Raw genomic sequence first — 26535 nt, 5'->3', positions numbered from 1 at the left:
AAGTGCCAGGGCGGCCATGGCCCTGGCCGGCCAGGCGCGGCCGGCCTGGCGCGGCCGGCCTGGCCGGGCGCCATCTGCCTGGCCATTGCCCTCTGGAAGAAGGCGCTGCTCAGCGCCCCGCGGGGGGGCGCGCACCGGGGTCATCGGGAGGCCTTTGCGGGAAGGCCGAACGCCCGAACTGGTCGCCCATGCGGTGGCCGGTGGCGGCGCGGTTGAACAGGCCCAGCTGATTCGACGGCCTTTGCACAATGGCCTCCGCGGCCAGCGCGGCGCCCGCGGGCCTGGCAGCCCCGGCCCGGGGCACGAGCTTTTGCGTCAGACAATCGGCCGAAGGCGGCGCGCGCTGGCCGTCGACTTCCACCTCGATGCAGGCGCTCGCCTCGGCCGCGGCGCCCTGCGCCAGGCCGGCGAGGGACGCCGCCAGCGCGAACCGCCAGGCCCAGCGCGGCAGCGCCTTCATCGCGAGGCCAGCAAGGCCTGGCGCTCGCGTTCCGTCAGCCCCTTGGCCTGCTCCGGCGTCAGCGCGCCATGGCCTATGAGCTGGAACGGGCTGCTCGCGTCATAGCGCGTGTGCTCGGCCGGCATGGGTGCGGCGGCCGACGGGCTGGCCGAAGTCGCGCCTTCCGCGGGCTGGTCGCCAAAGCCCAGCACCCGCACCGTGAACACCGATGGCAGGGCCTGACGCGCCGCGGCCCGCTCGCGCTGCATCACTTCCTGCGCGGCCACCGTGGCCTGGGCCGTGGCGGCGCTGGCGTTGGTCAGCGCGCCGACGTTCACCGCCGCCACCACCGGAATGCCCACGGCCTTGCCCTGCACCTGGATGTTCTCGGCGTTGACCACCTGCATCGCGGCCAGGTTCACATTGCCCGACACCCGGATGCCGGCCTCGCCCGCATCGATGGTGCCCAGCGGCGCGATCAGGTCGATGTCGCCCGGCGGGATCTCGGGAATCGGGTTGAGCGTGGCAATGCCCGCGCCCGTGCTGGGCGTCGACGGCGACAGCGACACATTGCCTATGCTGTCGTAGACCCGGCGCTGCGGCGTCGCCACCACCGTGGTCTTGCTGCCGCGGCCGGCATTGATGTCGCCTTCGGCCGACCAGGCCAGGATGCTGCCGCCGAAGGTGGTGAAGATCCGGCTCTGCCCCATCAGGATGTCGCCCTTGGCATAGAGGTGGATGTCGCCCTCGCCCAGCGTCATCACGCCCGAGCCCGGCCCGGGCACGAAGCCGCCGTCCACACCGACCAGGGTCCGGCCGCCCGGCGTCATGATGCTGATGTCGCCACCGAAGTTGGTATGGATCCCGGCATCGAGCACGTTGTAGAACGACACGCCATAGCCCGGCTGGCCCAGCGCCACCCACTCGGCGTAGGAGAGGTACTTCACGCCCGGCTTGGGCCGCGCCTGGCCCACGGAGTTGTTCACATAGTCGGCGTTGAAGTACAGCGCGCTGCTGAACATGGTCAGATCGCCTTCGTACTTCAGCGCCTTGCCCTGGGCATCCTGCGTGGGCAGCAGCGTGGCGATGGCTTCACGCCCACGCAGATAGCTGCCGTAGCGCTTGCCGGCGACGTCGTTGTACTCCCGGCCCCCGGCCTTGAGTTCGGCGTAGTAGACGCCGCGCAGGAACGCCTGCTGCTGCTCGGCGGGCAGTGCCGCGAAGAAGCTGCGCGCATCCATGCTGGCGGCATCGAAGCGCAGTCCCAACCGGTTGTCACCACCGAAGCGCTCGCTGAGCCAGTTGACCAGATGCAGGCGGCTCTCGACCTTGTATTCGCGTGCCAGCGAGCGGTTGACCGTCGTCCGGCCTTCGGCCAGCGCCGTGGCATGCGCGCTGTCGAACTCGGTCTGGCGCGCGGCCATGAACGCTTCGGGCGTGCCGTGCCGGGTCGCGTCATAGCCCAGCTCGCGTGCCAGCCACTGCGCCAGCGTGAGGTCGCCGCCGTAGCTGTACAGCGCCGAACCCGGCTGGTCGGCAAACGGCAGATCGGACCGGGCCAGACGCGCCGGGTCGAGGTAGCGCGCGGCGAATGCATCCCAGTGCGCGCCCGCTCCCATGCCCGCGGCCACGGCGATGCTCGCGCCATTGCTGCGATCGCCAGGCGCCGCATCGGTGATCGCGCCCAGGCTCTTGAACTCGCCCTTGTCGGCCAGATAGATGTTGCGCCCGGCGCTCACGTCCAGCAGGCCCGGCCCGGTGACATAAAAGCTGCTGTAGCGGATGTCGCGGCCGGCTTCCACCACCGACACATCGTCGTCGAACGCATGCGCGATCAGGTTGCCGCGGGTGTCGGCCACGCTGGTCTTGCGGCCGGTCACGGTGTCCTTGCGGCCGAGCTGCGTGCCCGAATCGGTGATGTCGCGCCCGGCGCGGATCGCCACCGGCATGGACGCTTCATGGCGCGAGCCCGCCGCGCCCGCCGGGTAGCCCAGCAGCACTTCCTGGCCCACGCGCAGGCCGACGATGTCGCCATCCACGGCGTAGTAGCGCGCCGGCTGCTGGCCCACGGTGGCATAGCCCGATGTGGCCGTGCTGCCGAAGGTGAACAACGGTGCCACATTGGCGCGGCCACCGTCGCGGCTGATCCAGCTGTTCCTGTCCGCCATCTCGGCCGCCGTGTTGTGCACCCACAGAGGATCCCAGCCATACTGCCCGCCGCCGGTGTCGGCCACCCGGCCCACGAAGCCGGGCCGGAACACGCTGCTCAACGCAGCCGGATCGGCCGTCGAAGCGCTGAACATGAAGCCGCTGCCGAAGATCGAATCGCCCGCCAGCAGTTGCAGCTCGCCCTTGCCCGTGGCATTGACGAACTGCGCGTCGGTCGGCGAAGGTGCGAGCGTCACGCCGAAGGCCACGCGCAGCGGAGTCTGGCCGAAGCTGTTGGTCAGCGTCGTGGTGCTGACACCGTAGTACAGGCTGCCGTTGGCCGCGGCCGCGCGCAGGATGGACGGATAGAAGTAGCCGTCTTCATTGGCCGACTGGTTGCGGCCATCGACGCTCCAGCGCACGTCTTCATTGCCGCCGCCTTCGGCCCAGGCCGTGGTGGGCGTGAGATTGCCACCCGCGCTCAGTAGATCGATGGCCGTGGCCGGAGTCCACATCGAGAACGAACTCCAGCCATGGCCCGCATGCCGCGTGCCCTGGTAGGTAAACGGCGTCGATTCGAGCGCCAGCGTGCGGCCCGGGTCGGCCACGCCGCCCAGCACCAGGTCGCCACGCGTCTCTATGCGTACCGTGGAGTCGCCCAGCACCAGGATGGGGCCACCACCCGCGAGCGCCGCGCCAGCCGCGAACGGATCGCCGGTGCGCGTGTCGATGTGGTTGAGCACGCCATAGCGCGGCTGCATGCCGCCGATCGCGCCGGCGTCGATGTGCAGCGAACCCCGCATATTGACGAACGTGGAGTTGAGATCGTGCTCATTGCGGCGCAGCGTGGCGTCGGGGTTGAGCGCGCCGCCCAGGCGCAGATCGAGGTCACCGCCGCCGGTCTGCACCAGCGTGCCGTCGGCCGTGACGCGGCCCGTGCTGGCCACCACCAGGTGCAGGCCCTGGCTGCGCGGGCTGTGGCTCGCGCCGTCAGTCAGTTGCCCGGCCGCGTTGCGTTGTCCGCTGCCGCGCATGTCCATCATGCCGGCGTTGCCGCCCGCTTCGACGCGCAGGTTGCCGCCGCCCAGCGTGCCGACGCCGGTGAAACCGACCAGTGACGGATCGTTGCCGAACAGGTAGGTGCCGTAGGGATCCGGGTTGGGGCTGCCCGAACCGGCCACGTAGGTGCCGAAGTTGATCCACCAGGCCGTGGGCACGGCGTCGGCGCCCTGCTCCACCGAGCCCGTGCCCTGGCGCCACAGCCAGTTGCCGACCGCGGTGCTGGCGTGCTGCTGGCGCGTATTGGCGAAGGTGTAGCCGTAGTCGTTCAGGCTGTTGTTGTTGCCGATCAGGTCGCCCTTGAGATCGCCGCCGGCACGCACCAGCACGTTGCCGCCCTGCTCGGGGTACCAGGCCGCATACAGGCTATCGGTACCGCCGTCGACCAGCGCTTCGAATGCCGCACCTTCGGGTTGCAGGATGCTGCTATCGGCCAGGCGTGCACGCGCCTGGTTGTAGGCCGCGCCCAGCGAGGCCGAGCGCGTGCCCGCCGTATAGACACCAAAAGGCGTGCGCATGTCGAGGTCGCCGGCGGAAATCAGGTCGAGGTCGCCCGTGCCGGTGCGCAGCACGCTGAACAGCTGCTGGCGCGCGGGCTTCATCACCGTCTCGGCGCTCAGGAAATCGGCGACGTTGCCGAAGCCGTACTGGTTGAGCTCGTCCATGCTCTGCGAGATCAGATAAAGGTCCTTGAGCTGCTGCTCAATGGCCGGCGTGAGCAACATCCCGGGCTGCCAGTCGAAGCCGTTGTAGCCCATCATCTCGATGAATCCCGGGTCCACATCCAGCGGAATCTGGTAGGTCTTCTCGAGCACCGATCCCAGGCCGAAGTGGGTATCGGCCAGTTGCAGCCGCGCCGTACTGCCCGGCAGGGTCGCGCGCGAATCGGCCGCGGCCAGGTCCGCGCCGGCCACCAGGCGCAGGTCGCTCGATTGAAAGCCCGCGGGCAGCATGGGCGCCAGCGCCCAGGTGCGGCCCTGGCTGCCCTGCGCGTCGGCGGGGCGCAGATTGACCATCACCGCGCCGCCGGGCAAGACCACGTCGGTTTCCGAGGGCACGATCGCGCCCTTGGCCAGCGCCAGCGGCTGCGACAGCGTGAGGTTCATCGGCAGCGCGACGCCCGCGGGCCAGAAAGTGGCCGCGAGCTGGGTTCTCGCCGTGAGGCGGAAGCCCGCGCCCAATTGCTGGCCGGCGGCCAGTTGCAGCGGCGCGCGCAGCATGCTGCCCGCCGCATGCAGCAGCGTGCCGTCGGCCGCGCGCACATCCGCGGTCAACACCGTGCCCGCGGCAAGCAGCAAGTCCTGGCCCAGCGGCATGGCAACGGGCAGCGCCGTTCCCTCAGGCAAGGTCAGGCCCGCCACCGGCAGGTCGTAATTGAGCGTGCGGCCGCTCTTGAACACCGTGCCCGCGTCCAGCGTGGCCAGGCCCGCATGGGGAATGATCAGATCGCCGCCGAAAGGCATGCGGCCCGCGGGCAGTATCCAGCCCTTGTCGTCGGGCGATGCGCCCAGCAGCGAGCCGTCGAAGCCGTCGCTGACGCTGCCGAAGATCTCAAGGTTGCCCGCGGCGCGCAGCACCAGCGCGCCGGCTTCGCCCGAGCCATGCTGGCCCGTGCGCTGCGCATGCGGGTTGACGCTCGCATAGCGGTGGCCCGACAGGTCGATGTCGCCATCGACATGCAGATCTCCCGTGGTCGCCACTTCGACGCCGGGCCGCAGGTGGAACTGGTCCGTGTAGCTGCGCAGACCCGCGAGCTTGCCGTTCATCAGCGCGCCATTGGCCAGCGCATGGCCCATGAAGACCGCGCTCTCGGCGTGGCGATCATTGAGCCAGTCCTGGTCTATGTACTGGTAGGGGCGGCCGTCGGCCGTGGTCTCCGTGCCCGTGGGCGCGTTCTCGTAACGGTGGAAAGCGTTGACCGCGATGGACCGCGCGCCGGTGATGCTCACCGCACCGCTGGCGTCTATGTCCACGTCGTTGCCCATGGCGCCGCCCAGGCGTGGCGCATTCAAAGCCACCGTGCCGTAGTTCGCGCCGGCCCCGGCGACATCGAGATGCATGGTCGCGCCCGGCGCGAGCACCAGGCGGCCGTCGCCCGCATCGATTTCGATCACGGCGCGGTTGGGCGCCTCGATGACCTGACCGTAGCTGTCGCGGCGCAGCACGCTGGCGCGGGCGTCGAGCACCGCGCCGCCGGCGATGGTCACGCCGGCGTTGGCGGCCAGGCGTATGCTGCCGGCCTGCTCGCCGCTGGCGTCGATGCGGCCGTTCACGGTGAGGCTGCCATGGTCCACCGAGATGTTGATCTCGCGCGCCTTGAGCTCGTCGCCGACCACCAGATTGCCCTGCTTCAGCTGGAAGCTGCGCCCGCCGAACACGCCGCCTGCGGTCAGGCGCTGGTTGAGGCCCACGAAATCGGTGATGCCCAGGCCGCGCAAGTCCACCGTGCCGGCGGCGAACGGCACCTGCGTGCCGCCCGCGTCGTAATGGCCGCTGGTGCTGCCGTCAATGGCACCGCCCAGGTCCAGCGTGCCGTCCAGCGCGATGGCCGTCAGCCGGCCCGCGCGGTTCTTCTCGGCCGAAATATCGATGCGCGAGGCCGCGCCCTGCGTCACGTTGCCCGCGCGGCTGTCCAGCGTGACCTCGCCGCCCCAGCTGTACTGGTTCACGTCGAAGAAGGCGATCTTGCGGCCCGCGAGATCGAGCTGCGCGCCATCGGCGAGCAACACGTTGTCCGTGGCCGAGAGCGTGAGCTTGCCGCTGGGCAGCAGCACGGCCGTGTCCACGGTGAGCTGGCGGCCCGCGTCCAGCGACAGCGTCGCACCCAGCGCATCGGCCAGCGTGGCGTTGTCGGCCAGCGGCGATGCCGCACCCGCGGGCGCCGTGGCGGTGATCGCACCGCCGGCCTTGATCGCGTTGACCGAACCGGCCTGGCCGGTCAGCAGCGGCGTGCGCAGGTGCAGATCGCCCCCGCTGTAACTGAACGTCTTCGCATCGGCGTCCCAGGCGCCTTGCTGCTGGTAGACCGACAGGCTGCCCTTGTGGTTGGCCGTGATGCGCTCGCTGGCGTTGAGATCGACGCTGGCAAAGCCCAGCACCAGACGGTCGTGACTGTTCACGCTGTCGGGCTGGCTGCGCGGCCCCCAGCCGAATTCAATCTGGCGCGCATCGACTTCGAAACGGCCGCTGCCCGTGCCCGCGCCGCCGGTCATCACCGCACCCGCTGGCGTGAGCGCCCCGTTCCAGACCAGCGTATCGGTCGCTATGCGCGCCACATCGCTCGCACCGCCATGACCGTAGATCGCCGGCGCGCCCAGCACCAGGCGTTCGAGCGCCGATTTGCCGGTGGTCGCGTTCACGGTCGACAAATTGACCGTGCCGAAGAAATTGACGGAATCGCGCGCGGTCAGCACCAGGTTCTCCAGCGCCGGGGCGCCGGTGCTGGTATCGCCGCGCAGCAGGTTGTCGAGCACTTGCTGGTTGAGCGTGAGGCCCGAAGGCAGCAGGCCCGCGGCGCCCGCGGCTGCCAGCTGGGCCTGGTTGCCGACGTTGATCGCGCCCACGGCCAGCACCAGATCGCGCGCGCCGTAGCGCACCGAATCGGCGAGCAGGAACGACTGGTCCGTGACCGCGGTGATGCTGCCTTCGGCGTACAGCCGGGTCTCGCCCGAGCACAGCGCACCGACGTCGCATACGCCGATGTGGATATAGCCCGGCCCCGTGCGCGAGCCGGCGTCACCGGCCTTGGGCGCGAGCACGTCGATGCGGCCGTTGCCCAGCGCCAGCATCGAGGTCGCGCCGGGCGCCAGCACATAGCCATCGGCTCCGCTCCAGGCCGCGGCACCGCGGCCCAGCGTATCGATGCCCGCGCCCTGTTCGACGGTGATGCCGCCGTCCATGCGCCCGGTCACCAGCAGCACTTGCGCAGCCGACAGCACCGCGCCCTTGCGCAGCACGATCTCGGAGGCCACCTCCCAGTTATTGCCCAGGCTCACCTGCCAGGCGTTCTGGGTCGAGCCATAGCCCGCGTTGGCGGAGAAGGTCGAGGTCGGCAGGCCGCCGATCGCGATCACGGCCGCGCCGATATTGTTGAGCGTGCCGGCTGCTACCGAAATGCCGCCGTAGCCCTCGGTCGGCGCGGCGCCGTCGGCCAGCACTTCGATGCGCGAAGCCTTGAGCGACACCGTGCCGCCCCGGCCGCCCTCGGCCGCCGCGAAGCGCACCGTGCCCGGAGCGATCTGCAGCTGCTCGCCAGGCAGCAGCGTGAGCACGCGCGCATCGCGTTCGAGCTGTGGGCGCGGCACGTTGTCGCGCATGGCCCAGTCCAGGCCGAACTTGGCATAGCTGGTCTCGTTGTATTGCGAATAGCTGCGCAGCATGTCGGCCGGCGTCAGCACCGCCTGCGTGGTCATCGCATCGACGATGCCGGTATGGGCCATGCCCAGACGCGCCGCCGTGCCGTACGAGCCGTTGGGCATCAGGCTGGTGCCGCCGAACGCGCCCTGGCTGGCAGCCAGGCCGTTGAGCTCGACACGGAACGCGCCCGGCATCAGCGCATAGGTCGAAGGCAGCAGCGTATAAGTGCCCGCGGCCAGGCCGGGAACGCCTTCGCCTATGGAGATCTGGCGACCGACCATGGGATCGCCCGCGCCCTTCTCGGCCGCGACCGGCGCCGCGCCAGGCTGCACGCCGGGCACGATGGCATAGACCGGATTGGTCGCCAGGCCCGGCAGCACGAAGCCGCCTTTGGCGACCTGCACCAGCGGATGCAGGCGCGCATCGGTGGAGCCGCCGCGGCCCGACAGGAAGCCCGCGCCCTTGAGCTCGCCACCACCGCTGAGGTCCAGCGTGGCGCCGGCCTGCACGTCGATATGGGTCGCAGCCAGGCGCACGCTGCCCAGCATGTCGCCCAGGCCGTAGTAGGGCACGTCCAGGCCGTTGTAGTTGTAGGTCAGGTTGTCGACCGTGCCGCCATAGGGCATCACCAGCCCGGCGGCACTCACCGAGGTGATGCTGCCCGGCAGCAGCTGCACGCGGGTAGTCGGCAGGTTCACGCCGCTGCCCGTGCCCACCGTGATCGTGCCCAATGGCGCACGCACCACGCCGCCCTGCGCGACATTGGCCGACAGCAGCTGCAGCGAGCCGAACACCGAATACGGCAGGGGCAACTCGGCCGCGCCGCTGCGCTCGATGCGCAGGCTGCGCTGCGGATCAGCAAGCACCTGGAAGTTGCCCCATTGATCGATCGCGCCCATCTGGCCCGCGATGACCACGCCCCTGGCCCCCGTCGCCGGATAGACCTGGCTCGCGGCCAGCACCAGATCGCCGACCGTGGTCAGCGAAGAATCGAACGCCGCGCCTCGGCTCGATGGCAGGAAACGCAGGTCGCCCTGGCTGCGCAGTTCCACCCTATCGAAGCCGGGGCGTTCGACCAGGGGCTGGCCCGCCGTCGGCTGCACATAGCCACGCGCGCCGAAGCCCACCACATCGAGCACGTCGAGCAGCGAGGAGTCGACTTGCAACTGTGATTGCGCGGCCACTGTCACCAGGCCCGGCGTGCCCTGCGAGGACGCCTTGAGCGTGGGCATGACGTGGAAATCCTTCTGCGCATGCGTGGCTCCGGCCAGGCGCACATAGGGCGCGGCCAGCCTTACCTGGGCGCCAGCGTCCACACCCTGCGGCAGGCTCAGGCTGCCCGAGGTCAGGCGCAGGCTCTGGCCCAGCGCGAGGTCAAGCCCGTTCTCCAGCGTGATCACGCCGTTGACCAGCAGGCCCAGATGATCGAAGCCGCCGGCCTTGACGCGGTCGGCACCCAGGCGCGCATGGCCGTACACCAGTGCCGCATCGGGCTGGCCGGGCTGCAGGCCGGCAGCGAGCGCTTCAGGCGTCTGCTCACGCACCAGCGCCAGTTCGCGGTGCACCAGCACGCGCACGTCGGGGCCGGCGCTGGCGGCGTAATTGGGCGTCTCCAGCGTGAGCGCGAGCGTGCCTCCGCCCGCACCCGCGCCGCCCGCGGCCGCGCGCATGTCGCCGTCGAGGTACAGGCCGTTGAAGCTGCTCAGATGGATCAGACCGCCGTGCGAAGCCACGGCGGTCGCGCCCTGCTGCGGCAGATCGAGCACGGCCGCCGTGCCCGAGGCATCCAGGCGTGCACCGGGGCGCACCACGATGAAGTTGTCGATGGCATCGGCCTGGGTCGCGCCGGCGCGGTAGGTGCCGCCGATCTGAATGCTGCCCCCATCCTGCACCAGGCCGTAACGCCGTCCGCGCGTATCGATGGCGGTGTGGGAAATCCCCGCTACGTCGAGCACGGCCTGCGCGCCAATCCAGACCGAACGGTCGTGGCCCTTGACCGAACCGACTTCGTCGTTGCCATAGCCCAGGCTCTGCACGCCTATGCGGCCGCCGGCCGCATGCAGCGCGCCGTCGAGCGTGATCTGCCCGTTGCCGGCCAAGGCAATGCGCTGGCCCGGATCCACCGAGATGCGCGCCCCCGCGGCCACCGTGAGCGTAGGCGCCAGGGCCTGGCCCACCCGACCGGATTGCAAGGTCAGGCTGGCGCCCGCGCGCTGAGTGAGGCTGGCGGTGCGCGCGTTTTCAGCGAACAGCGGCAACTCCTCCACCGCAAGCGCCGCGGACAGATCCGCGCCCGTGGCCAGATCCTGGGCCACGCGCTTATCCAGTCGCAACTGGGGCATGCGCACGGCCAGATCAGCGCCCTCGGCCACCGTCAGGCCGCCCACCCCCACTACCTCGTACTGCGCGAAGCCCTGGCGGAACAGATCGGCCCCCAGATGCAGCAGCGGCGCCACGGCCACCGCCTGCGGCAACACCGTGCCCGCACGCAGCAACGTGCCGGCGGAGAAAGTCACATCGCTGGGCGCGACCGTGCCTGCCGCCATCACGCCAGCCGTGGGCGTAATGCCTATGCCGTTCGGAAAGGCATCGACCGGCACGACATAGCTCGTCGGAAAGCCCGTCGCGTTGCTGATCGCGCGTATCGTGGTCCCGGCGGGAATCAGCGTCGGCTGCAGCCAGGGGTACATATTGATCTGCGAACCGTTGTCCCGCACGATCGTATAAGAGCCGTTGCCCGTGGGCACGGGCGCATACCAGTCCGCGGCCAGCGTGATCCAGCTGCCGGGCTGGTTCAGGTCCACCAGCGGCGCGCCGCCTATGGCCTCGCCGGGCTTGGCAAGCGAGCGCATGTAGTGGTAGTCGGCCGGCAGCACCGCGCCTTGTTCAATGGTGAATGCGCCCTGCGTGACCAGGTCGGACAGCGAGGCCTGGCCCGCCGGCAGCGTGCCGTCGCTGCCGACCACCTGGCCGCCGATGACGATGGCCTCGCCGGTCTGCAGGTGCAGCCTGCCGCCGCCTTTGACGCCATGGCCGCGCAGCTCACCTTCGAGCACCAGGCGGCCGAGCGTGACATCGTCCACACCCGGAAATCCGTCGGCGATCAGCGTGATGTTGCCGCCCTTGCCGCCGCGCTGGCTGCCATTGGCCATCAGCGCCGCGCCCGACGACACGTCGAGCAACGCGCCCGCCGCGATCTTCACATCGCCGCTGCTGCGCAGCTCGATGCGACCGCCGTTGAGATAAGGCAGCGCGCTGCTGTCCGCGTCGCCCCATTCCAGATTGCTCCAGACACCGCGCGCGTCGAGCGTAGCGCCACCAGCCACCGTGGTCTGCGGCGTGAAGCCCGTCGGCACGGTCGGCGCGATCAGACCGCTCTGCCAGCCCTGGCTCGCGCTCGTGAAACGCTCGACCAGATTGCCCAATGCAATGCTGCCGCCGCGCGCCGTGAGATCCGCATTCACGTCCACCTGCGTGGCATGCAGCGCGATGCTGCCGCCCTGCGCCACGGTGACAGCCTCGTTGACCGTGATGCCGCCGAGCGCGTAGGCGTGCAGCGCGCCCAGCTGCTGCGCGCCCAGCCAGCCGGCATCGAGCACGATGCGCCCCTCGGCCGCCTGCGCCGCGCCGATGACGATCTCATTGACCACGGCGCCCGGGCTGTAGCGCAGATTGCCGCTGTCGGCGTCATAGATCGGCAGCCACTGGCCGACGATCAACTGCCCGCGCTGGGCCACGGCCGTCTGCGCCTGCTGATAGCCATCGAGCGCCGTGTCGCGCGCCTTGGTCTGGCGCGGGCCCTGGTATACCGTCGTGTCCAGCCGGCCTTCCAGCGTTGCGCTCTGCGTCGCGACCACCAGTTTTCCCGCGTCGCGGCCCACGGTATAGCCGTTTTCGAGCTGACGTCCCGGGGCGATCAGCGGGTTGGCGAAGGTCTCGGTCACCCCCCAGCGCGCATGCGCCGACTCGAAGCCCTGGTAGAGGCCGGTGTAGCGCAGGTCTCCGGGCGCATTCGACGCGTTGTAGATGCGCCCGTCCGCGCCCCTGAGATAGGTCTGGTTCACATAGCCGGTCTGCACGTCCAGCGCGCCGCCAGCCAGGTTGATCAGGCTGCCCGCGTGCGTGACCACATCGCCGCCCGCGAACTGCACCGTCCCCCCCTGCGCCATCCACTCGCCCACGCCGTGGCCGGTGGTCCCCAGATAGCCGCCGACTTCGAGCAGACCGCCCGCGGTGTACCAGCGGTCGGTGGCGTAGCCGTTGGTGCCGGCCGGCACGAACACCAGGCTGCGCCGGTCGACCCAGATGTTCTTGCTGTTGAGGCTCTTGTCGTCGCGGTTCACCGGTGCGTCGCGCTGCTCATTGCCTTGCGCGTTGATCAGCACATTGTTGCTCTCCATCGCCACGCGCACGCCCACCGAGCCCGAGACGTCGAGGATCGCGCCGCCGGCCACGTCGCTGCGCGCGGCCTTGACCAGCACCTGGCCGCCCGTGGCCAGGGTCAGCGAGTCGCCGCGGAAGTCGACCTGGCCGGCGCTGTCGATCAGCACCAGCGACTGGTCGCGCCGGTGGGTCACGCCGTCGCCCGCCTTGTCCGAATCCTTGATCAGCGCCGCGCGCTGCGCATCCAGCGCGGTCGCGGCCGTTTCGTCGAGCAGCACGGCCGTGATGCTGGCCGCATCGAGCGCCACGCGGCCTTCGGCATCGCCCGCGGGGTTGGTCAGATGCACGGTGCCGCGCGCATGCACGGAGGTCGTGGCCACAGCCACGCCCTGCTGGCGCACATCGTGGCCCGTGAGCGTGACATCGCCCGTGGTGGCCTGGATCAGGCCGGTATTGACGGCCAGGCCCGCGGCCGAGCTGGTCTGGCGCAGCGCGCTGACCAGGTTGCCGCGGGTGCTGGAATTCTGGTTGCCATCCGAGGCCTGGCCGCGGCGGATGACGAAGGCATCGCCCGCACCCAGCACGGTCTGGCCGGACGGCGTGATGATCTCGCCCGCGTTGCGCGCTTCGCGCCCCAGCAGCAGCACGTAGCCGCCGCCTTCGGTCACGCTCACGGGCTTGCGCGTCTGCAGGCGCGCACCGGCTTCGACCACTACGTCGCCCGTGGCCGCGCCATGGCTGAAGCTGCTGGCCGTGGTGGCCAGGTCGTTGGCGAAGGTCGGTATCTGGGCCGTGCCCTGGGCCTCGCTGTACAGCCCCTTCTTGAATTGCGCATCCGACATGCCCACGGCCGTAGCGACCAGGTTGCGCGTCTGCACCTGGCTGCTGCCGCTGAAGATGATGCCGTTGCGGTTGACGACCAGCACCGTGCCGTCGGCCTTGATCTGGCCCTGGATCTGGCTGGGCCGGGCTTGCGGGTCGTTCACGCGGTTGAGCATCGACCAGTGGGTCTGCTGGTTCACATCGAGCGTGGTGTTCTTGCCCACGTTGAAGGTTTCCCAGTTGAGAATGGCCTTGTCCGCGGTCTGCTGGACGTTGACCGTGGTCTGGCCGTTGGCCACGTTCTGCGTCGGTGCGTTGGCGTTGATCCAGCCCGCGGTCAGGCTGTTGGTATCGACCTTCAGGCCGCCTTCGCCCAGGCCGTCGGGAATGCCCGAGGCCGCGGCCAGCGCGGCGGCGCGCGCACTGGCCTGGGCGGCCTGCAGCGCGGCAATGCCCTGGGCCGTGCGGCCCAGGTTGGCCAGCGACTGGGCCAGCTCGGCGCGTGCCGCTGCGCTCTGGCCCTGGGGCGTGAGCAAGGGGTTGGCGGGCAGGCCGTTGGGCAGCTTGCCCGTCAGCGCGGCACTGGCCTGCACTCCGCTCTTGGCCGCAAACCAGCCGGGGCTGAAAGCCTGCTGGGCCTGCGCGGCACCGGCCGTGGTGGCCAGCAGCAAGGCCACGGCATGTGCCAGTGGCGAGAAAAGCGAAGGTGCGCAGGAGTCGAGAAAGCGTTGGCGGTCGCGCGGCGATTTGGTCATCTGATCCCCAGCAATGGTTCGATTGAATGCACAGGCGTCGGCGCGCAGCCTCCATGCTGCTGCTACCTCTTCCTCTTGCTGAGAAGACGGATCCGCGAACCCAAACCCACTAGTCTTTCTTTCGTCATTTCTGTCATAAACGGCGCACTGCGGCGCGCCCGCATCAGCGCAGGATGAGCACGCCGCCGGGCAGGCTGCGCGCCTGCAGGGAGTAGGAGCGTTCGATCTGCAGCAGCACCGTGTCCAGCGATGCCAGCGTGAAACGGCCGCTGACTTCGCGCTCACGCAGGTGCGTGGCCCACAGCAGCACCTTGCCGGGACGGTAGCGGTTGATTTCCGCGATGACCTGCGCCAGCGGCGTATGCCGGAAGATCAGCAGGCCTGTGCGCCACGCCGACCACTGCGCCGTGTCCACGGTCCTGACCGGCTCGAAGCCCTGATCGCCATAGCGCAACTGCTGGCCCGCGAGCAGCTCGCGCGTGCCAGCGGCATGCGCCACCTGCAGCCGGCCCGTGATGCAGGTCACGCAGCTGCCGTCGTCCAGATGCCGGACTTCGAACTGCGCATCCTGCGCCAGCACGCGCCCCGGACCGGCCACCAGCGCGAACGGCGCGCGCGCCTGCCGCAGATCGACCGCGACTTCGCCGCGCACCAGGCGCATGCCGGGCTCGGGCCCGTCGTCCAGCCGGCTCATCGCGGTCTGGGTATTGAGTTGCAGCGCAACGCCCGAGGCCAGCGCCAGCGTGCGCTGCTCGCCAGTGGCGGTGCGGTAGTCGGCCTGCAGCTCGCCTATCGACGGCCACAGCGCCAGCGGCGGATGCACAGCCACGGCGGCTGCGGCCGCACCGGCCGCGCTCACGGCCGTGCCGAGCAGGAACACGCGCCGCGGCAGACTGCGTTGCGGCACACGCGCCACGGCCATTTCACGCTCGGGGCGGGCGGCCATGGCCTCGGGCATCAGATTCCACTGGTGGCGTACCCTGGCAAAGGCTTCGCCATGCGCAGGGTGGGCGGCGCGCCAGCGTCTGAAGCCCTGCAGGTCCAACTCCGTCGCGGCGCCCGACTGCAGCCGGCGCAGCCAGGCGCCCGCCTCGCGCTGTGCGCGCGCTGCGTCCCTGGATGGCATAGAACCGTCTCGGCCCATAGTGGCAACCCCCATGATCATTCAATACGGGCGCAGGTCTTGCACTGGCCCTCTGAATACAAGACGGATGGGGCGGCGCAAAACCGCAATCTCGCGCTCATGGCGGGTTCCTGTCAGTGGCGCTGCCGCGCTGCATGCGTGCCATGCAGAAATCGTGCGCCTTCTTCAAATCCTGTTCGACGGTGCGCAGCGACACACCCAGGCGGTCGGCCACTTCGCGCTGCGGCATCTGCTCCCAGCGCACCAGCATCAGAATGCGCCGTCTGCGCTCGGGCAGCAGGTCCAGCGCGGCCTGCAAGGCCGCGAGCTCGGACCGGTCCTCGGCCTGCTGTGCCGGCCCGGGCATCGGGTCCATGGCTTCATCGAAAAGATCCTCGATTTCACTGGCACTCACCAGCCGGCTCTGGCTGCGCTGCTGGTCATAGGCCACGTTCACGGCGGTGCGCAGCAGATAGGAAAACGGGTCGCGCACCCCATCGATGTCTTCACGGCTTTCCAGGCGCAGCCAGGTGTCCTGCAAGGCCTCGCTCGCCAGGTCCGAGCTCCCCAGCCGCCGCGCCAAGGTGCGCCGCAGATCGGCATAGCGCGTGACGAGGAAGTCGCGCAGGGCAGGAATGGCGGTCTCTGGCACGGCGTTTTTCCTTGACCTGTCAGGGCGCGCTGGCGCACAGGCTCGCGCCTCGGGGCTTAATCAGCAGGGTCACCGGCTGGGCCATGGTTGAAGGCGGCGCCCAGTCCAGACGCAGGCCGGCCAGCGCTTCGGTGATCGCGGCATCGCGGCTGCGATCGCCGCTGCTGTCCAGCAGGCGTGCCCCCTGGACATGCCCTGCCGCGTCGATATTGAATTGCACCGCGGCCCGCCAGGCGCCGCGCGCGAGCAGCGGCCGGGCGCAGAACGTCTCGCGAATGCGCGTCTGCACCAGGCCGTCGTAGCGGCGGTGCACCAGCCCCGCGGGCGCGGGCGCCGGCGCTGCAACCGCCTCCGGCTCCCGTGCTGCGGGCGCGGGCAGCACGACCACGGCATCGGTACGGCCGGGGCGTGCGTATTGCGCCACCAGACCGGTGCCGGAAAGCATGGTTTGCAAGGCCTGCATGGGCCTTTGCTCGCCGAGGACCGCCGTCGATCGCCGCCCTTCCATCAGGGCCGCATCGAAAATCACCGGCAATCCGGTGCGCACGCCGAATTGTTCCAGCGCATCGGCCAATGGCTGTGCCGGAATATCGAGATGAACGGCGAAATGCACGGGATGATTCACGGTGGCAGCAGAAGGTGTGGGCAGTGGGGGCGGATCGTCGATCTCCGCCGCTGTCGCGGGACTACCTGCCACACCGACCGCCAGCGCGAGGAATACGCCCATAGCCAGTATTTGGTGCCCCATGGATGGTGATGTCTCAGTGCCCTGCCGCCAGCATGGCTGCAGGCTTTCTGGAACTGATGCTATGCAGCTCCCGTGACGACTCCATGACATCGGCCGTGACAAGCCGCCCGGCTGCCGGCATAGTGGACGGCACTACAAGGAGTGCGACATGCTGGTGTTATCGGTGCCCTGGTGGGAGTTCGTGTTGCGCGGAGTGGTGGTCTACCTGTTCCTGCTGGTCTTTCTGCGCCTCACGGGCAAGCGCCAGACCGCCCAGTACGCGCCCTTCGACCTGATCCTGCTGCTGATCCTGTCGAACGCCGTGCAGAACGCGATGAACGCCGGCGACAACTCACTGCTGGGGGGGCTGATCCTGGCCACCACCTTGATCGTCTGCCACATGCTGCTGTCGCGGCTGAGCTTTCACTTTCCACGCCTGGGGCGCCTCATCGACGGCGAGGCACAGGTATTGATCGACCGCGGTCAGGTCAACCGGCCGCTGATGCGCCAGGAGTTGATCACCCACGACGACCTCACCGCCGCCTTGCGCGCCGGTGGCTGCCTGGCGCTGCACGAAGTCGAGCGCGCCACGCTGGAGACCGACGGCCACATCACCATCGTGTTGCGCCGTACGGTCCCCTGATCACGCCAGCGCGCGCTGGATGATGATTTTCTGCACGTCGCTCGTGCCTTCGTAGATCTGGCACACGCGCACATCGCGGTAGATGCGCTCGACCGGGAAGTCGCTGACCACGCCATAGCCGCCCAGCGTCTGGATGGCCGCGCTGCACACCCGCTCGGCCATCTCGCTGGCAAACAGCTTGGCCATCGCCGCTTCCTGCAGGCAGGGACGGCCCGCGTCGCGCAGACTGGCCGCATGCCAGATCAGCTGGCGCGCCGCTTCCAGTTGCGTCGCGCACTCAGCCAGCCTAAAGCCCACGGCCTGGTGCTGGAAGATGGGCTGGCCGAAGCTTTCGCGCTCCTTGGCGTACTGCACGGCCACTTCGAACGCACTGCGCGCCATGCCCAGGCTTTGCGCGGCGATGCCTATGCGCCCGCCTTCCAGCGCCGACAGCGCAATCTTGTAGCCTTCGCCCTCTTCGCCCAGCCGATTCGCGGCCGGAATCCGGCAGCCTTCCAGGCGGATCTGGGCCGTGTCGCTGCTGTGCTGGCCCAGCTTGTCTTCCAGGCGCGCGACCACATAGCCGGGCGCGCTGGTCGGCACGATGAACGCACTCATGCCTTTCTTGCCGGCCGCCGCATCGGTCACGGCGATGACGATCGCCAGGTCGCCATGCTTGCCGCTGGTGATGAACTGCTTGTCGCCATCGATCACATAGTCGTCGCCTACCTTGCGCGCCATGGTGCGCAGCGACGAAGCGTCCGAGCCCGCATGCGGCTCGGTCAGGCAGAACGCGCCCAGCATCTCGCCACGCGCCAGCGGCACCAGCCACTGCTGCTTTTGCGCTTCGCTGCCGTAACGCATCAAGATGGCGTTCACCGGGCAGTTGGTGACGCTGATCGTGGTGCTGACGCCGCCGTCACCAGCCGCGATTTCCTCCAGCACCAGCGCCAGGCTCAGCGTATCCAGCCCCGCGCCGCCATAGGCCTCGGGCACGCAGATGCCATAGGCGCCCAGCGCGGCCAGGCCGCGGTGCACGTCCTTGGGAAAGTGGTGCTCCTTGTCCCAGCGCGCGGCATGGGGCCAGATTTCCTGGCGTGCGAAATCGCGCACCGCATCGCGGATCATTTCCTGGTCGGGGGTCAGCAGCATGTTGTTTGTCTCCGTTTGTTTTTTATCCAGAGGCCCTGGGCCTCCATTCCTGCAGTCACCAGCTGTCGGCCCGGCGCCCGTCGTGGTGCAGCAAGCAGCCACGGTCGGCGGCACTGGCACCGGCCAGCGTGGCGCGCATGCCTTGCACGCTTTCCTCCACCGACAGCGGCGCATCGCTGCCGCCCATCGTGGTGCGCACCCAGCCTGGGTCCATGGTCAGCAGCAGGACGCCAGGCCAGCCATGGCTGGCTGCGGCCACGGCCATGTTGAGCGCCGCCTTGCTGCAGCGATACAGCCAGGAATGGTCGTCGTCCACATGGCCGATCTGCGCCATGCTGCTAGAAATAAAGGCGAACTTGCCACCCGCCGCTTCCACCATCGGCGCCACCTGGGGCAGCACCTGCATCGCGCCCAGCACATTGGTGTGCATGACGCGGTCAAACTCCGGCTGCGTGGGCGGATTGGTCGAGCGCTGATGGTCCAGCACCCCGGCCACATACCAGGCGTAGTCGATCTTCTCGCCGTCGAGCATCCAGGCCAGGCCGCTGACCGACTGCGGCAAGCCCACGTCGACCAGATGCACCGCGGCCGCGCCCAGCGCCAGCAGTTCCTCCTTGTCCTCGGCCCGGCGCACCGTCGCAATCACGCGGTCGCCGTTGTCTATGTACTGCTGCGCCAGTTCGCGGCCAATGCCGCGCGACGCTCCGATCACCAATACCTGCGCCATAACGCGCTCCTTTGCTCGTCCAAAAATCGATTACCGCGCTCAGCCCAGCAGCTCGCTGCCCTGCTCCTGCGCAATCTGGTGGGCATAGCGCGCGCGCATCACTTCCTGTGGCTCGGCCGGTTCCGCCAAGCCCACTTGCGCGTGCACCATCTGGTTCATGCCCGGCATGGCCGTACGCGGGACCTGCGCCTCTGGCGTCCACAGACGCGCGCGCATCAGCGCCTTGGCGCAGTGCAGATAGGCTTCCTGCACCGTCACTTCGATCACCAGCCGCGTGCGCGCGGCCTCGCTGCGAAACAGCGCCGTGTAATGCGGCTCGTCACGCAACCGCGCCGTGCCGTTGACGCGCAGCGTTTCATCAAAGCCCGGCACCATGAACAGCAGGCCTATGCGCGGGTCCTGCAGCAGATTGCTCAGGCTGTCGAGCCGGTTGTTGCCGCCCGCATCGGGCAGCAGCAACCGGTGCTTGTCGGGAGCCTTGACGAAGCCCGGGCGCCCGCCGCGCGGCGAAGCGTCGAGCAGCATCCCGGCACCGCCGCCGGTGGACAGAATGCACAGCGGCGACAGCGCGATGAAGCGCAGGCAATAGCGGTCCAGCTCGACCTGCTGCTTGAGCAAGGCCCTTTCCGCTGGCGCGTTGTAAAGCGCCCGCAATTGCTCCTGGGAAGTGATCACAATCCGGGCTTCAGATCAGTTCGATGGCCATGGCCGTGGCTTCACCACCGCCAATGCACAGCGTGGCCAGGCCGCGCTTCTTGCCGCGGGCCTGCAAGGCATGCAGCAGCGTGACCAGAATGCGCGCACCGCTGGCGCCAATCGGGTGACCCAGAGCGCAAGCTCCGCCGTTGACGTTGACGATGTCATGCGACACGCCCATCTCCGCCATCAGCGCCATGGGCACCACGGCAAACGCTTCGTTGATTTCCCACAGGTCCACATCAGCCGCGGTCCAGCCGGCCTTTTTCAGAGCCTTCTGCGTGGCACCGACCGGCGCCGTGGTGAACCATTCAGGCGCCTGCGCAAAGCTCGCATGCGAGACGATGCGCGCCAGCGGCTTGCAGCCCAGTTCCTTGGCCGTGGATTCGCGCATCAGCACCAGCGCGGCCGCGCCGTCATTGATGCTCGAGCTCGACGCCGCCGTGATGGTGCCGTCCTTCTTGAACGCCGGCTTGAGGCTGGAGATCTTGTCCAGTCGTGCCTTGGCCGGGCCTTCGTCCACGCTCACCACCACGTCGCCCTTGCGCGTGGAGACGGTGACCGGCGTGATTTCGGCCGTGAAAGCCCCGCTTTGCGTGGCCGCCTGGGCACGCTGCACGCTGGCCGTGGCAAAAGCATCCTGCTGCTCGCGCGTGAACTGGTACTTGGCGGCGCAGTCTTCGCCAAACGTGCCCATGGAGCGGCCTGCCTCGTAAGCGTCTTCCAGACCGTCGAGCATCATGTGGTCGAAAATCTTGTCGTGGCCCATGCGGTAACCGCCGCGGCCCTTCTTCAGCAGGTAGGGCGCGTTGGTCATGCTCTCCATGCCGCCAGCGACCATCACATCGCGGCTGCCGGCCACCAGCTGGTCATGCGCCAGCAGCGTGGCTTCCATGCCCGCGCCGCACATCTTGGACAGCGTCACGGCGCCGGTGCTTTGCGGCAGTCCGCCCTTGAAACCGGCCTGGCGCGCGGGCGCCTGACCCTGACCGGCCATCAGGCAGTTGCCGAACAGCACTTCATCCACCTTCTCGGGCGCGATGCCCGCGCGCGCGACAGCGGCACGGATGGCTGCGCCACCCAGATCGTGGGCCGCGAGTTCGGAAAAGTCGCCCTGGAAGGCGCCCATGGGGGTGCGGGCAGCGCCCACGATCACAATGGCTTCGGTCATTTTTGTCTCCTAGGATGGGGTTGGAAAAGAATCAGGGGGAATCGGCATTCAGGACGACGGACGGCGCCGGCACATTCCAGGCCAGACGGCGCTCGCGCTCGTAAGGAAAGACATCGTGCACATAGCCTTGGCGTATGCGCTGCTGGTAGGCCTGCCAGAACGCGGGATCCAGCAGATCCGCATGGTGCTGCAGGAACACTTCGCGCACCGCCGGGTGGCCCAGCAGAAACGGCGCGAAACTTTGCGGGAACACATCGCGCGGGCCGACCGCATACCAGATCTCGCCGCTCATCTCGTCTTCCTCGTTGCGCGGCGTCGGCAGCTCGCGGAAGTTGCAGTCCGTCAGGTACTCGATCTCGTCGTAATCGTAGAACACTACCTTGCCGTGGCGCGTGACACCGAAGTTCTTCCAGAGCATGTCCCCCGGGAAGATATTCGCCGCCACCAGGTCCTTGATGGCATTGCCGTACTCGATCACACTGTGCGCCAGCTGGGCCTGTGCCCGCTCATCCAGCGGTCCGGCGTCCAGCGCTTCCTGCAGGTACAGATTGAGCGGCACCATGCGCCGCTCTATGTACAGGTGGCGGATGATCACCTCCGTGCGCCCGTCGCCATCGCGATCGCTGATCTCCAGCTGGCTGGGCGCGAATTTCTCGATTTCAGCGATCAAGGCGTCCTCGAAGCGCTCGCGCGGAAACGCCACCAGGCTGTACTCCATCGTATCGGCCATGCGCCCGACCCGGTCGTGCTGCTTGACCAACTGGTACTTGCCCTTGACCTGCTCGCGCGTCGTGTCCTTTTGCGGCGGGTAATAGTCCTTGATCAGCTTGAACACATAGGGAAAGCTCGGCAGGTCGAACACCAGCATGACCATGCCCTTGATGCCCGGTGCCATGCGAAACTTGTCACTGGAATAGCGCAGGTGGTGCAGAAAATCGCGGTAGAACAGCGTCTTGCCCTGCTTGGCCAGGCCCAGCGCGGTATAGAGCTCGGCGCGCGGCTTGCCCGGCATCAGACTGCGCAGGAACTGCACATAGGCGCTGGGGATTTCCATGTCCACCATGAAATAGGCCCGGGCAAAGCTGAACAGCGCCTGCACATCGTCTTCCCCGGTCAGCACGGCATCGATCACCAGCCCGCCCCGGGGGCCGTGCAGCAGCGGCAACACCAAGGGCAGCTGGGCATAGCCATTGATCACCTTGGCCACCAGATAGGCTGCCTTGTTGCGGTAGAACAGACTGGACAGCACCTGGATCTGGAAATTCGAGCGCAGCTTGCTGAGCATCCCCTGGCCGACAATCACCTGGTAGACGCCGTCCAGGTCGCGCGGCAAATCCTCGAACGCCCGCAGCAGGCCGAAATCCTCGACCATATGCCGCAGCGCCTCGGGCAGCGTCTGCTGCGCCGGGTAATAGGCACGGTAGGTCGGCCGTGCACCGGCGTCCTCGTTCTCTATGTACTCCGTGCTCACCACAGGCCGCACGAAAATGAAATCGTTGTGGAAATGCGTGCGGTGCAGGATCTTGGTCGTCACCGAGTTGAAGAAGGTCTCGGCCAGCTCGGGCTGGAAATGGTTCACCAGCTGGCCGATGTAATGCAGCTTGACCTGCTGCCACACGGCCATGGGCAGGTCTTGGGCCGCGAACTCCTTTTCCAGACGGCGCGTGCACTCCTTGACGCGCAAGTCATAGAACTCGATGCGCTCGCGCTGCGCGCGCTGCTGACCATGCCAGTCCGCCGTCTCGAACCGGTGCTTGGCCCGCGCCGACTCGGAGCGAAACAGGCGGTAATGGCGGTTGAAGCCATCCATCATCGCCTTCGCGATGTCATACGCCTGCGGAGCATCGAGTCGCTGGGGAAACATCGGACCGGACCTGTTCGGCGGTTACGCCAGCATCAGCCGCGCTCGCGGCTCGCGACCAGTTGCACCGCCTGCTGGTAGACCTGCTCGGCGCCGTCGACACCTGGCAAAGTCATCTGCAAGTTGGTGATCAGGCCGTCCTTGAGCCCATAGCACCAGCCATGCAGGTTGACCTTCTGGCCGCTGGCCCAGGCATCCTGCATCACCGTGCTCTGCGAGACATTCATCACCTGCTCGATGGCATTGAGCTCGCACAGCGCATCATGGCGCCAGGCCTTGGGCAAGGCGGCCAGCAGTTCACGGTGCTTGTCGCGCACATCCTTCACATGGCGGATCCAGTTGTCCACCAGCCCCATGCGCAGGTCATCGAGCGCGGCCAGAACGCCGCCGCAGCCGTAGTGCCCCACCACCATCAAATGCTCGACATGCAACTGGTCCACGGCGTACTGGATGGTCGACAGGCAATTCAGATCGCTGGATGCGACCACGTTCGCCACATTGCGGTGCACGAAGATTTCGCCCGGCTCCAGACCCGTGATCTGGTTGGCCGGCACGCGGCTGTCCGAGCAACCTATCCACATGTAGCGCGGTTTTTGCTGCGACATCAGGCCGGTGAAAAAGCCAGGCCGCTCATGCTCCACTTGGGCTGCCCATGCGCGGTTATGGGCGAAAAGTTCATCGATGGAGGTCGTTGTCATGTGCAGTTCCTAATGGTCAATATCCAAGCGCGCAGGGCCCCCGCTCAACAGGTTTCGGAGAACAGTTCGCGACCGATGAGCATGCGGCGGATTTCGCTGGTGCCCGCGCCAATTTCATAGAGTTTCGCATCCCGCCACAGCCGGCCCAACGGGTAATCGTTGATATACCCATTGCCACCATAGATTTGCACCCCTTCGCCAGCCATCCAGGTGGCCTTTTCGGCGCACCACAGAATGACGCTGGCGCAATCCTTGCGCACCTGGCGCACATGGTCAGTTCCCAGAAGATCAAGGTTTTTAGCGACCGTATAGGCAAAAGAACGGCCTGCTTGCAGCACCGTGTACATGTCCGCGACCTTGCCCTGGATCAGCTGGAATTCGCCAATGCTCTGGCCGAACTGCTTGCGATCATGGATGTAGGGCACGACCGAATCCATCACCGACTGCATGATGCCCAGAGGGCCTCCGGTCAGCACGGCGCGTTCGTAGTCCAGCCCGCTCATCAGCACCTTGGCGCCGTTGTTCAGGCCGCCCAGCACGTTCTCCGCAGGCACTTCGACGTTCTCGAACACCAGCTCGCCCGTATGGCTGCCGCGCATGCCCAGCTTGTCGAGCTTTTGCGCCACGGAAAACCCGGCCATGCCTTTTTCAATCAGGAACGCCGTCACGCCCCGCGCGCCCATTTGCGGCTCGGTCTTGGCATAGACCACCAGCGTGTCGGCATCCGGGCCGTTGGTGATCCACATCTTGCTGCCATTGAGCAGGTAATAGCCGCCTTTGTCCTCGGCCTTGAGCTTCATGCTGATCACGTCCGAGCCGGCACCCGGCTCGCTCATGGCCAGCGCACCCACATGCTCACCACTGATGAGCTTGGGCAGGTACTTGTTCTTTTGCGCTTCGCTGCCATTGCGGTTGATCTGGTTCACGCACAGGTTGCTGTGCGCGCCATACGACAGGCCGACCGAGGCGCTGGCCCGCGAAATCTCTTCCATGGCCACCATGTGCGCCAGATAACCCATCTGGGCACCACCCCAGGCTTCGGGCACGGTGATGCCCAGCACGCCCAGATCGCCCATCTTGCGCCACAGGTCCATGGGGAACTGGTCGTTGCGGTCGATCTCCGCGGCACGCGGAGCGATCTCGCTCTGGGCAAATTCCCGCACCGCATCACGCAGTGCATCGATGTCTTCACCCAGCTGGAAATTGAGTCCTGGAAGGTTGGCAGTCATGGCTTGTCTCCTGTTGGAATATCTTGATTGTCTGGAGTCGGCCGGCAGCGACCGAATGCCAGCAGCGTACCCTAAACATTACGTTTACGTAAACGTCAATTATGAATTATTTTTCGCTTCGATCTGCGCCAACAACAGACGGGCTTCGTTTTCATGCTCGCGCACCTCGTCCAGGTTCATCTGCAGGTCAGACATGCGGTCTTCGAGCTGCTGCCTGTGGCCTCCCAGCACCTCCAGGAATTTGCGCAATTGCGCTCCCGTATCCCGTGGGCTGTCATAGACATCGATGATGTCCTTGGCTTCGCTGAGCGACAGGCCCAGGCGCTTGGCACGCAGCGTCAGGCGCAGCCGGGTGCGGTCGCGTGCGCTGTAGAGGCGGTTGCGCCCGCCCGGCCCGGTGCGCTCGGGCTGCAACAGCCCCATGTCCTCGTAGAAACGCATGGCGCGCGTCGTCAGGTCGAACTCTTTGGCAAGATCGCTGATGGTGTAAGTGGTCGGCATAGAACAAGGCGTGGCGGGAGCCGCTGAAGTGACAGGTCTTGGCACAGGAATCCCTAGAATGCATGGAATGACGTTTACGTTAACGTAAATTGCAACCATCATCCCACACCATGAACCTGCTTGAACACGAAATCCATTACCCGCTTGGCGACGCCCTGCCCGAAGAAGGCTCCTGCCTGAACGTCGCTCCCGGCGTCAAATGGATTCGCATGGGCCTGCCGTTCGCGCTGAATCACATCAATCTGTGGCTGCTGCGCGACCGCTTCGACGATGGTGCAGGCCCACGCGAAGGCTGGACCGTCGTCGACTGCTGCCTCGACAGTGACGTCAGCCGCGCCCAGTGGGAGCAGATCTTCGCCCAGCATCTCGAAGGCCTGCCCATCCTGCGGGTGATAGTCACCCACATGCATCCCGACCACATCGGATTGGCGCACTGGCTTTGCAGTCGCTGGCAAGCGCCCTTGTGGATCAGCGCCACCGACTACAGCACGGCCTTGATCGCCAGCAAGCCCCCCGCCAGCCACAACCTCGAAGGCGGGATCCGAAACGCCGCCTTCTACGAACAGCACGGGCTCTGCGACCCCGAATTCCTGCAGCACGTACTGCAACGCACGGCCTACTATCCCCGGCTCGTACCGGACATCCCCGACAGCTATCGCCGTCTGATGGACCATGACCAGCTGAGCATCGGCGCCCATACCTGGCAATGCATTGCCGGCTACGGACACGCGCCCGAACACATGGCGCTGTACTGCGCGGAGTTGAATCTGTTGATCAGCGGCGACATGGTGCTGCCGCGCATTTCCACCAATGTGAGCGTGCACGCCAACGAGCCCGAAGGCGATCCGCTGGGCTGGTTTCTCGACTCCTTGACGCGCTACCTGGTGCTGCCCGAGGACACGCTGGTGCTGCCGTCCCACGGCAAGCCATTCCAGGGCCTGCACACGCGCATACGGCAATTGCAGGACCACCATGCCGAGCGACTGGCCGAAGTGCGCACCGCCTGTGCCCTGGGGCCCACCAGTGCCGCGGACGTCATGCACACCATGTTCCGGCGCCCGCTGAACCCGCATGAGCAGACGTTTGCCCTGGGCGAAGCCCTGGCCCACCTGAACTACCTGTGGCGCCGCGGTGAGATCAGCCGCCACCAGCCTCGAGGAGGTCGGTGCCTGTTTCAGGCAGTGGCCCAGCCCTGAAACAAAAAAAAGAGCGCGTAGCGCTCTTTTTTTATCTGGCTGTTTCGGCGCTAGCTTAAAGCGCGGCCTCTGCAACTGGCGTGCCCCAACAAGGGGACACCGAGCAAGGGCCGCCCCGCAGCGATGGTGTCGTCCCCCTCCACCGTAGGATGAGAGGGGGAAGCGGCGCAGCCGCTCAGGGGGTGTTTACATTCCACCAATAAGAAAACCCCCAGGCC

General features: G+C 67.5%; 15 protein-coding genes. 2 read left to right on the top strand and 13 right to left on the bottom strand.

The features are described 5' to 3' along the window. Positions 1-109: 109 nt before the first annotated feature. The 5 genes from N0K08_RS21135 to N0K08_RS21115 form a co-directional block, all read right to left on the bottom strand. Positions 110-460, bottom strand: a complete 351-nt coding sequence (locus N0K08_RS21135; protein ID WP_261502395.1) for a hypothetical protein — start codon at positions 458-460, stop codon at positions 110-112. Further along, complete coding sequence (locus N0K08_RS21130; RefSeq protein WP_261502394.1) at positions 457-13962, bottom strand: filamentous haemagglutinin family protein; 13506 nt, start codon at positions 13960-13962, stop codon at positions 457-459. The genes N0K08_RS21135 and N0K08_RS21130 overlap by 4 nt, the downstream gene beginning before the upstream one ends. Before the next feature lie 163 nt (positions 13963-14125). Next, positions 14126-15088, bottom strand: a complete 963-nt coding sequence (locus N0K08_RS21125) for a FecR family protein (protein ID WP_261502393.1) — start codon at positions 15086-15088, stop codon at positions 14126-14128. Positions 15089-15203: 115 nt separating this feature from the next. Continuing rightward, entirely contained in the window at positions 15204-15737 is a 534-nt protein-coding gene (locus N0K08_RS21120; protein ID WP_261502392.1) for an RNA polymerase sigma factor, read from the bottom strand. Between the two features lie 19 nt (positions 15738-15756). Then, a complete protein-coding gene (locus N0K08_RS21115; RefSeq protein ID WP_261502391.1) occupies positions 15757-16485 on the bottom strand; it encodes a TonB C-terminal domain-containing protein in 729 nt (242 codons plus the stop codon). 148 nt (positions 16486-16633) lie between these two features. Here N0K08_RS21115 and N0K08_RS21110 point away from each other — a divergent pair, with 148 nt between their 5' ends. Beyond that, positions 16634-17107: a DUF421 domain-containing protein gene (locus tag N0K08_RS21110; protein ID WP_261502390.1), complete on the top strand. Its 474-nt coding sequence runs from the start codon at positions 16634-16636 to the stop codon at positions 17105-17107. Here the strand turns inward: N0K08_RS21110 and N0K08_RS21105 are convergent, their stop codons facing one another. The 8 genes from N0K08_RS21105 to N0K08_RS21070 all read right to left on the bottom strand — a co-directional run bounded on the left by N0K08_RS21105 (position 17108) and on the right by N0K08_RS21070 (position 25121). Continuing rightward, positions 17108-18238, bottom strand: a complete 1131-nt coding sequence (locus N0K08_RS21105) for an acyl-CoA dehydrogenase family protein (protein ID WP_261502389.1) — start codon at positions 18236-18238, stop codon at positions 17108-17110. Between the two features lie 55 nt (positions 18239-18293). After that, positions 18294-18965, bottom strand: a complete 672-nt coding sequence (locus N0K08_RS21100) for an SDR family oxidoreductase (protein ID WP_261502388.1) — start codon at positions 18963-18965, stop codon at positions 18294-18296. Between the two features lie 39 nt (positions 18966-19004). After that, positions 19005-19640 carry an MSMEG_1061 family FMN-dependent PPOX-type flavoprotein gene (locus tag N0K08_RS21095; RefSeq protein ID WP_261502387.1) on the bottom strand — a complete coding sequence of 212 codons (636 nt, stop codon included), beginning with the start codon at positions 19638-19640 and terminating at the stop codon, positions 19005-19007. A gap of 10 nt (positions 19641-19650) precedes the next feature. Continuing rightward, positions 19651-20832, bottom strand: a complete 1182-nt coding sequence (locus N0K08_RS21090) for an acetyl-CoA C-acyltransferase (protein WP_261502386.1) — start codon at positions 20830-20832, stop codon at positions 19651-19653. Between the two features lie 31 nt (positions 20833-20863). Continuing rightward, a complete protein-coding gene (aceK, locus tag N0K08_RS21085) occupies positions 20864-22696 on the bottom strand; it encodes a bifunctional isocitrate dehydrogenase kinase/phosphatase (protein WP_261502385.1) in 1833 nt (610 codons plus the stop codon). Between the two features lie 32 nt (positions 22697-22728). Next, positions 22729-23391, bottom strand: coding sequence for a carbonate dehydratase (can, locus tag N0K08_RS21080; protein ID WP_261502384.1), 663 nt, complete (start codon positions 23389-23391; stop codon positions 22729-22731). 44 nt (positions 23392-23435) lie between these two features. Then, positions 23436-24620 carry an isovaleryl-CoA dehydrogenase gene (locus N0K08_RS21075; protein ID WP_261502382.1) on the bottom strand — a complete coding sequence of 395 codons (1185 nt, stop codon included), beginning with the start codon at positions 24618-24620 and terminating at the stop codon, positions 23436-23438. 99 nt (positions 24621-24719) lie between these two features. Next, a complete protein-coding gene (locus N0K08_RS21070) occupies positions 24720-25121 on the bottom strand; it encodes a MerR family transcriptional regulator (protein WP_261502381.1) in 402 nt (133 codons plus the stop codon). A gap of 110 nt (positions 25122-25231) precedes the next feature. Between N0K08_RS21070 and N0K08_RS21065 the strand changes: the two genes are divergently transcribed. Further along, positions 25232-26317, top strand: a complete 1086-nt coding sequence (locus N0K08_RS21065) for an MBL fold metallo-hydrolase (protein WP_261502380.1) — start codon at positions 25232-25234, stop codon at positions 26315-26317. Positions 26318-26535: the final 218 nt, after the last annotated feature.

Source organism: Acidovorax bellezanensis (genome assembly GCF_025421555.1).
Classification (GTDB): Bacteria; Pseudomonadota; Gammaproteobacteria; order Burkholderiales; family Burkholderiaceae_C; genus Comamonas; species Comamonas bellezanensis.
This window is presented reverse-complemented; position numbering and strand designations above follow the sequence as displayed.

What these genes read in the sequence shown, in the direction of transcription:
- N0K08_RS21105 (WP_261502389.1), bottom strand. Translation starts at nt 18,238, where the DNA reads ATGCTGCTGACCCCCGACCAGGAAATGATCCGCGATGCGGTGCGCGAT.
- N0K08_RS21065 (WP_261502380.1), top strand. Translation starts at nt 25,232, where the DNA reads ATGAACCTGCTTGAACACGAAATCCATTACCCGCTTGGCGACGCCCTG.
- N0K08_RS21125 (WP_261502393.1), bottom strand. Translation starts at nt 15,088, where the DNA reads ATGCCATCCAGGGACGCAGCGCGCGCACAGCGCGAGGCGGGCGCCTGG.
- N0K08_RS21070 (WP_261502381.1), bottom strand. Translation starts at nt 25,121, where the DNA reads ATGCCGACCACTTACACCATCAGCGATCTTGCCAAAGAGTTCGACCTG.
- N0K08_RS21115 (WP_261502391.1), bottom strand. Translation starts at nt 16,485, where the DNA reads ATGGGGCACCAAATACTGGCTATGGGCGTATTCCTCGCGCTGGCGGTC.
- aceK (WP_261502385.1), bottom strand. Translation starts at nt 22,696, where the DNA reads ATGTTTCCCCAGCGACTCGATGCTCCGCAGGCGTATGACATCGCGAAG.
- N0K08_RS21130 (WP_261502394.1), bottom strand. Translation starts at nt 13,962, where the DNA reads ATGACCAAATCGCCGCGCGACCGCCAACGCTTTCTCGACTCCTGCGCA.
- N0K08_RS21090 (WP_261502386.1), bottom strand. Translation starts at nt 20,832, where the DNA reads ATGACCGAAGCCATTGTGATCGTGGGCGCTGCCCGCACCCCCATGGGC.
- N0K08_RS21075 (WP_261502382.1), bottom strand. Translation starts at nt 24,620, where the DNA reads ATGACTGCCAACCTTCCAGGACTCAATTTCCAGCTGGGTGAAGACATC.
- N0K08_RS21100 (WP_261502388.1), bottom strand. Translation starts at nt 18,965, where the DNA reads ATGGCGCAGGTATTGGTGATCGGAGCGTCGCGCGGCATTGGCCGCGAA.
- N0K08_RS21135 (WP_261502395.1), bottom strand. Translation starts at nt 460, where the DNA reads ATGAAGGCGCTGCCGCGCTGGGCCTGGCGGTTCGCGCTGGCGGCGTCC.
- can (WP_261502384.1), bottom strand. Translation starts at nt 23,391, where the DNA reads ATGACAACGACCTCCATCGATGAACTTTTCGCCCATAACCGCGCATGG.
- N0K08_RS21110 (WP_261502390.1), top strand. Translation starts at nt 16,634, where the DNA reads ATGCTGGTGTTATCGGTGCCCTGGTGGGAGTTCGTGTTGCGCGGAGTG.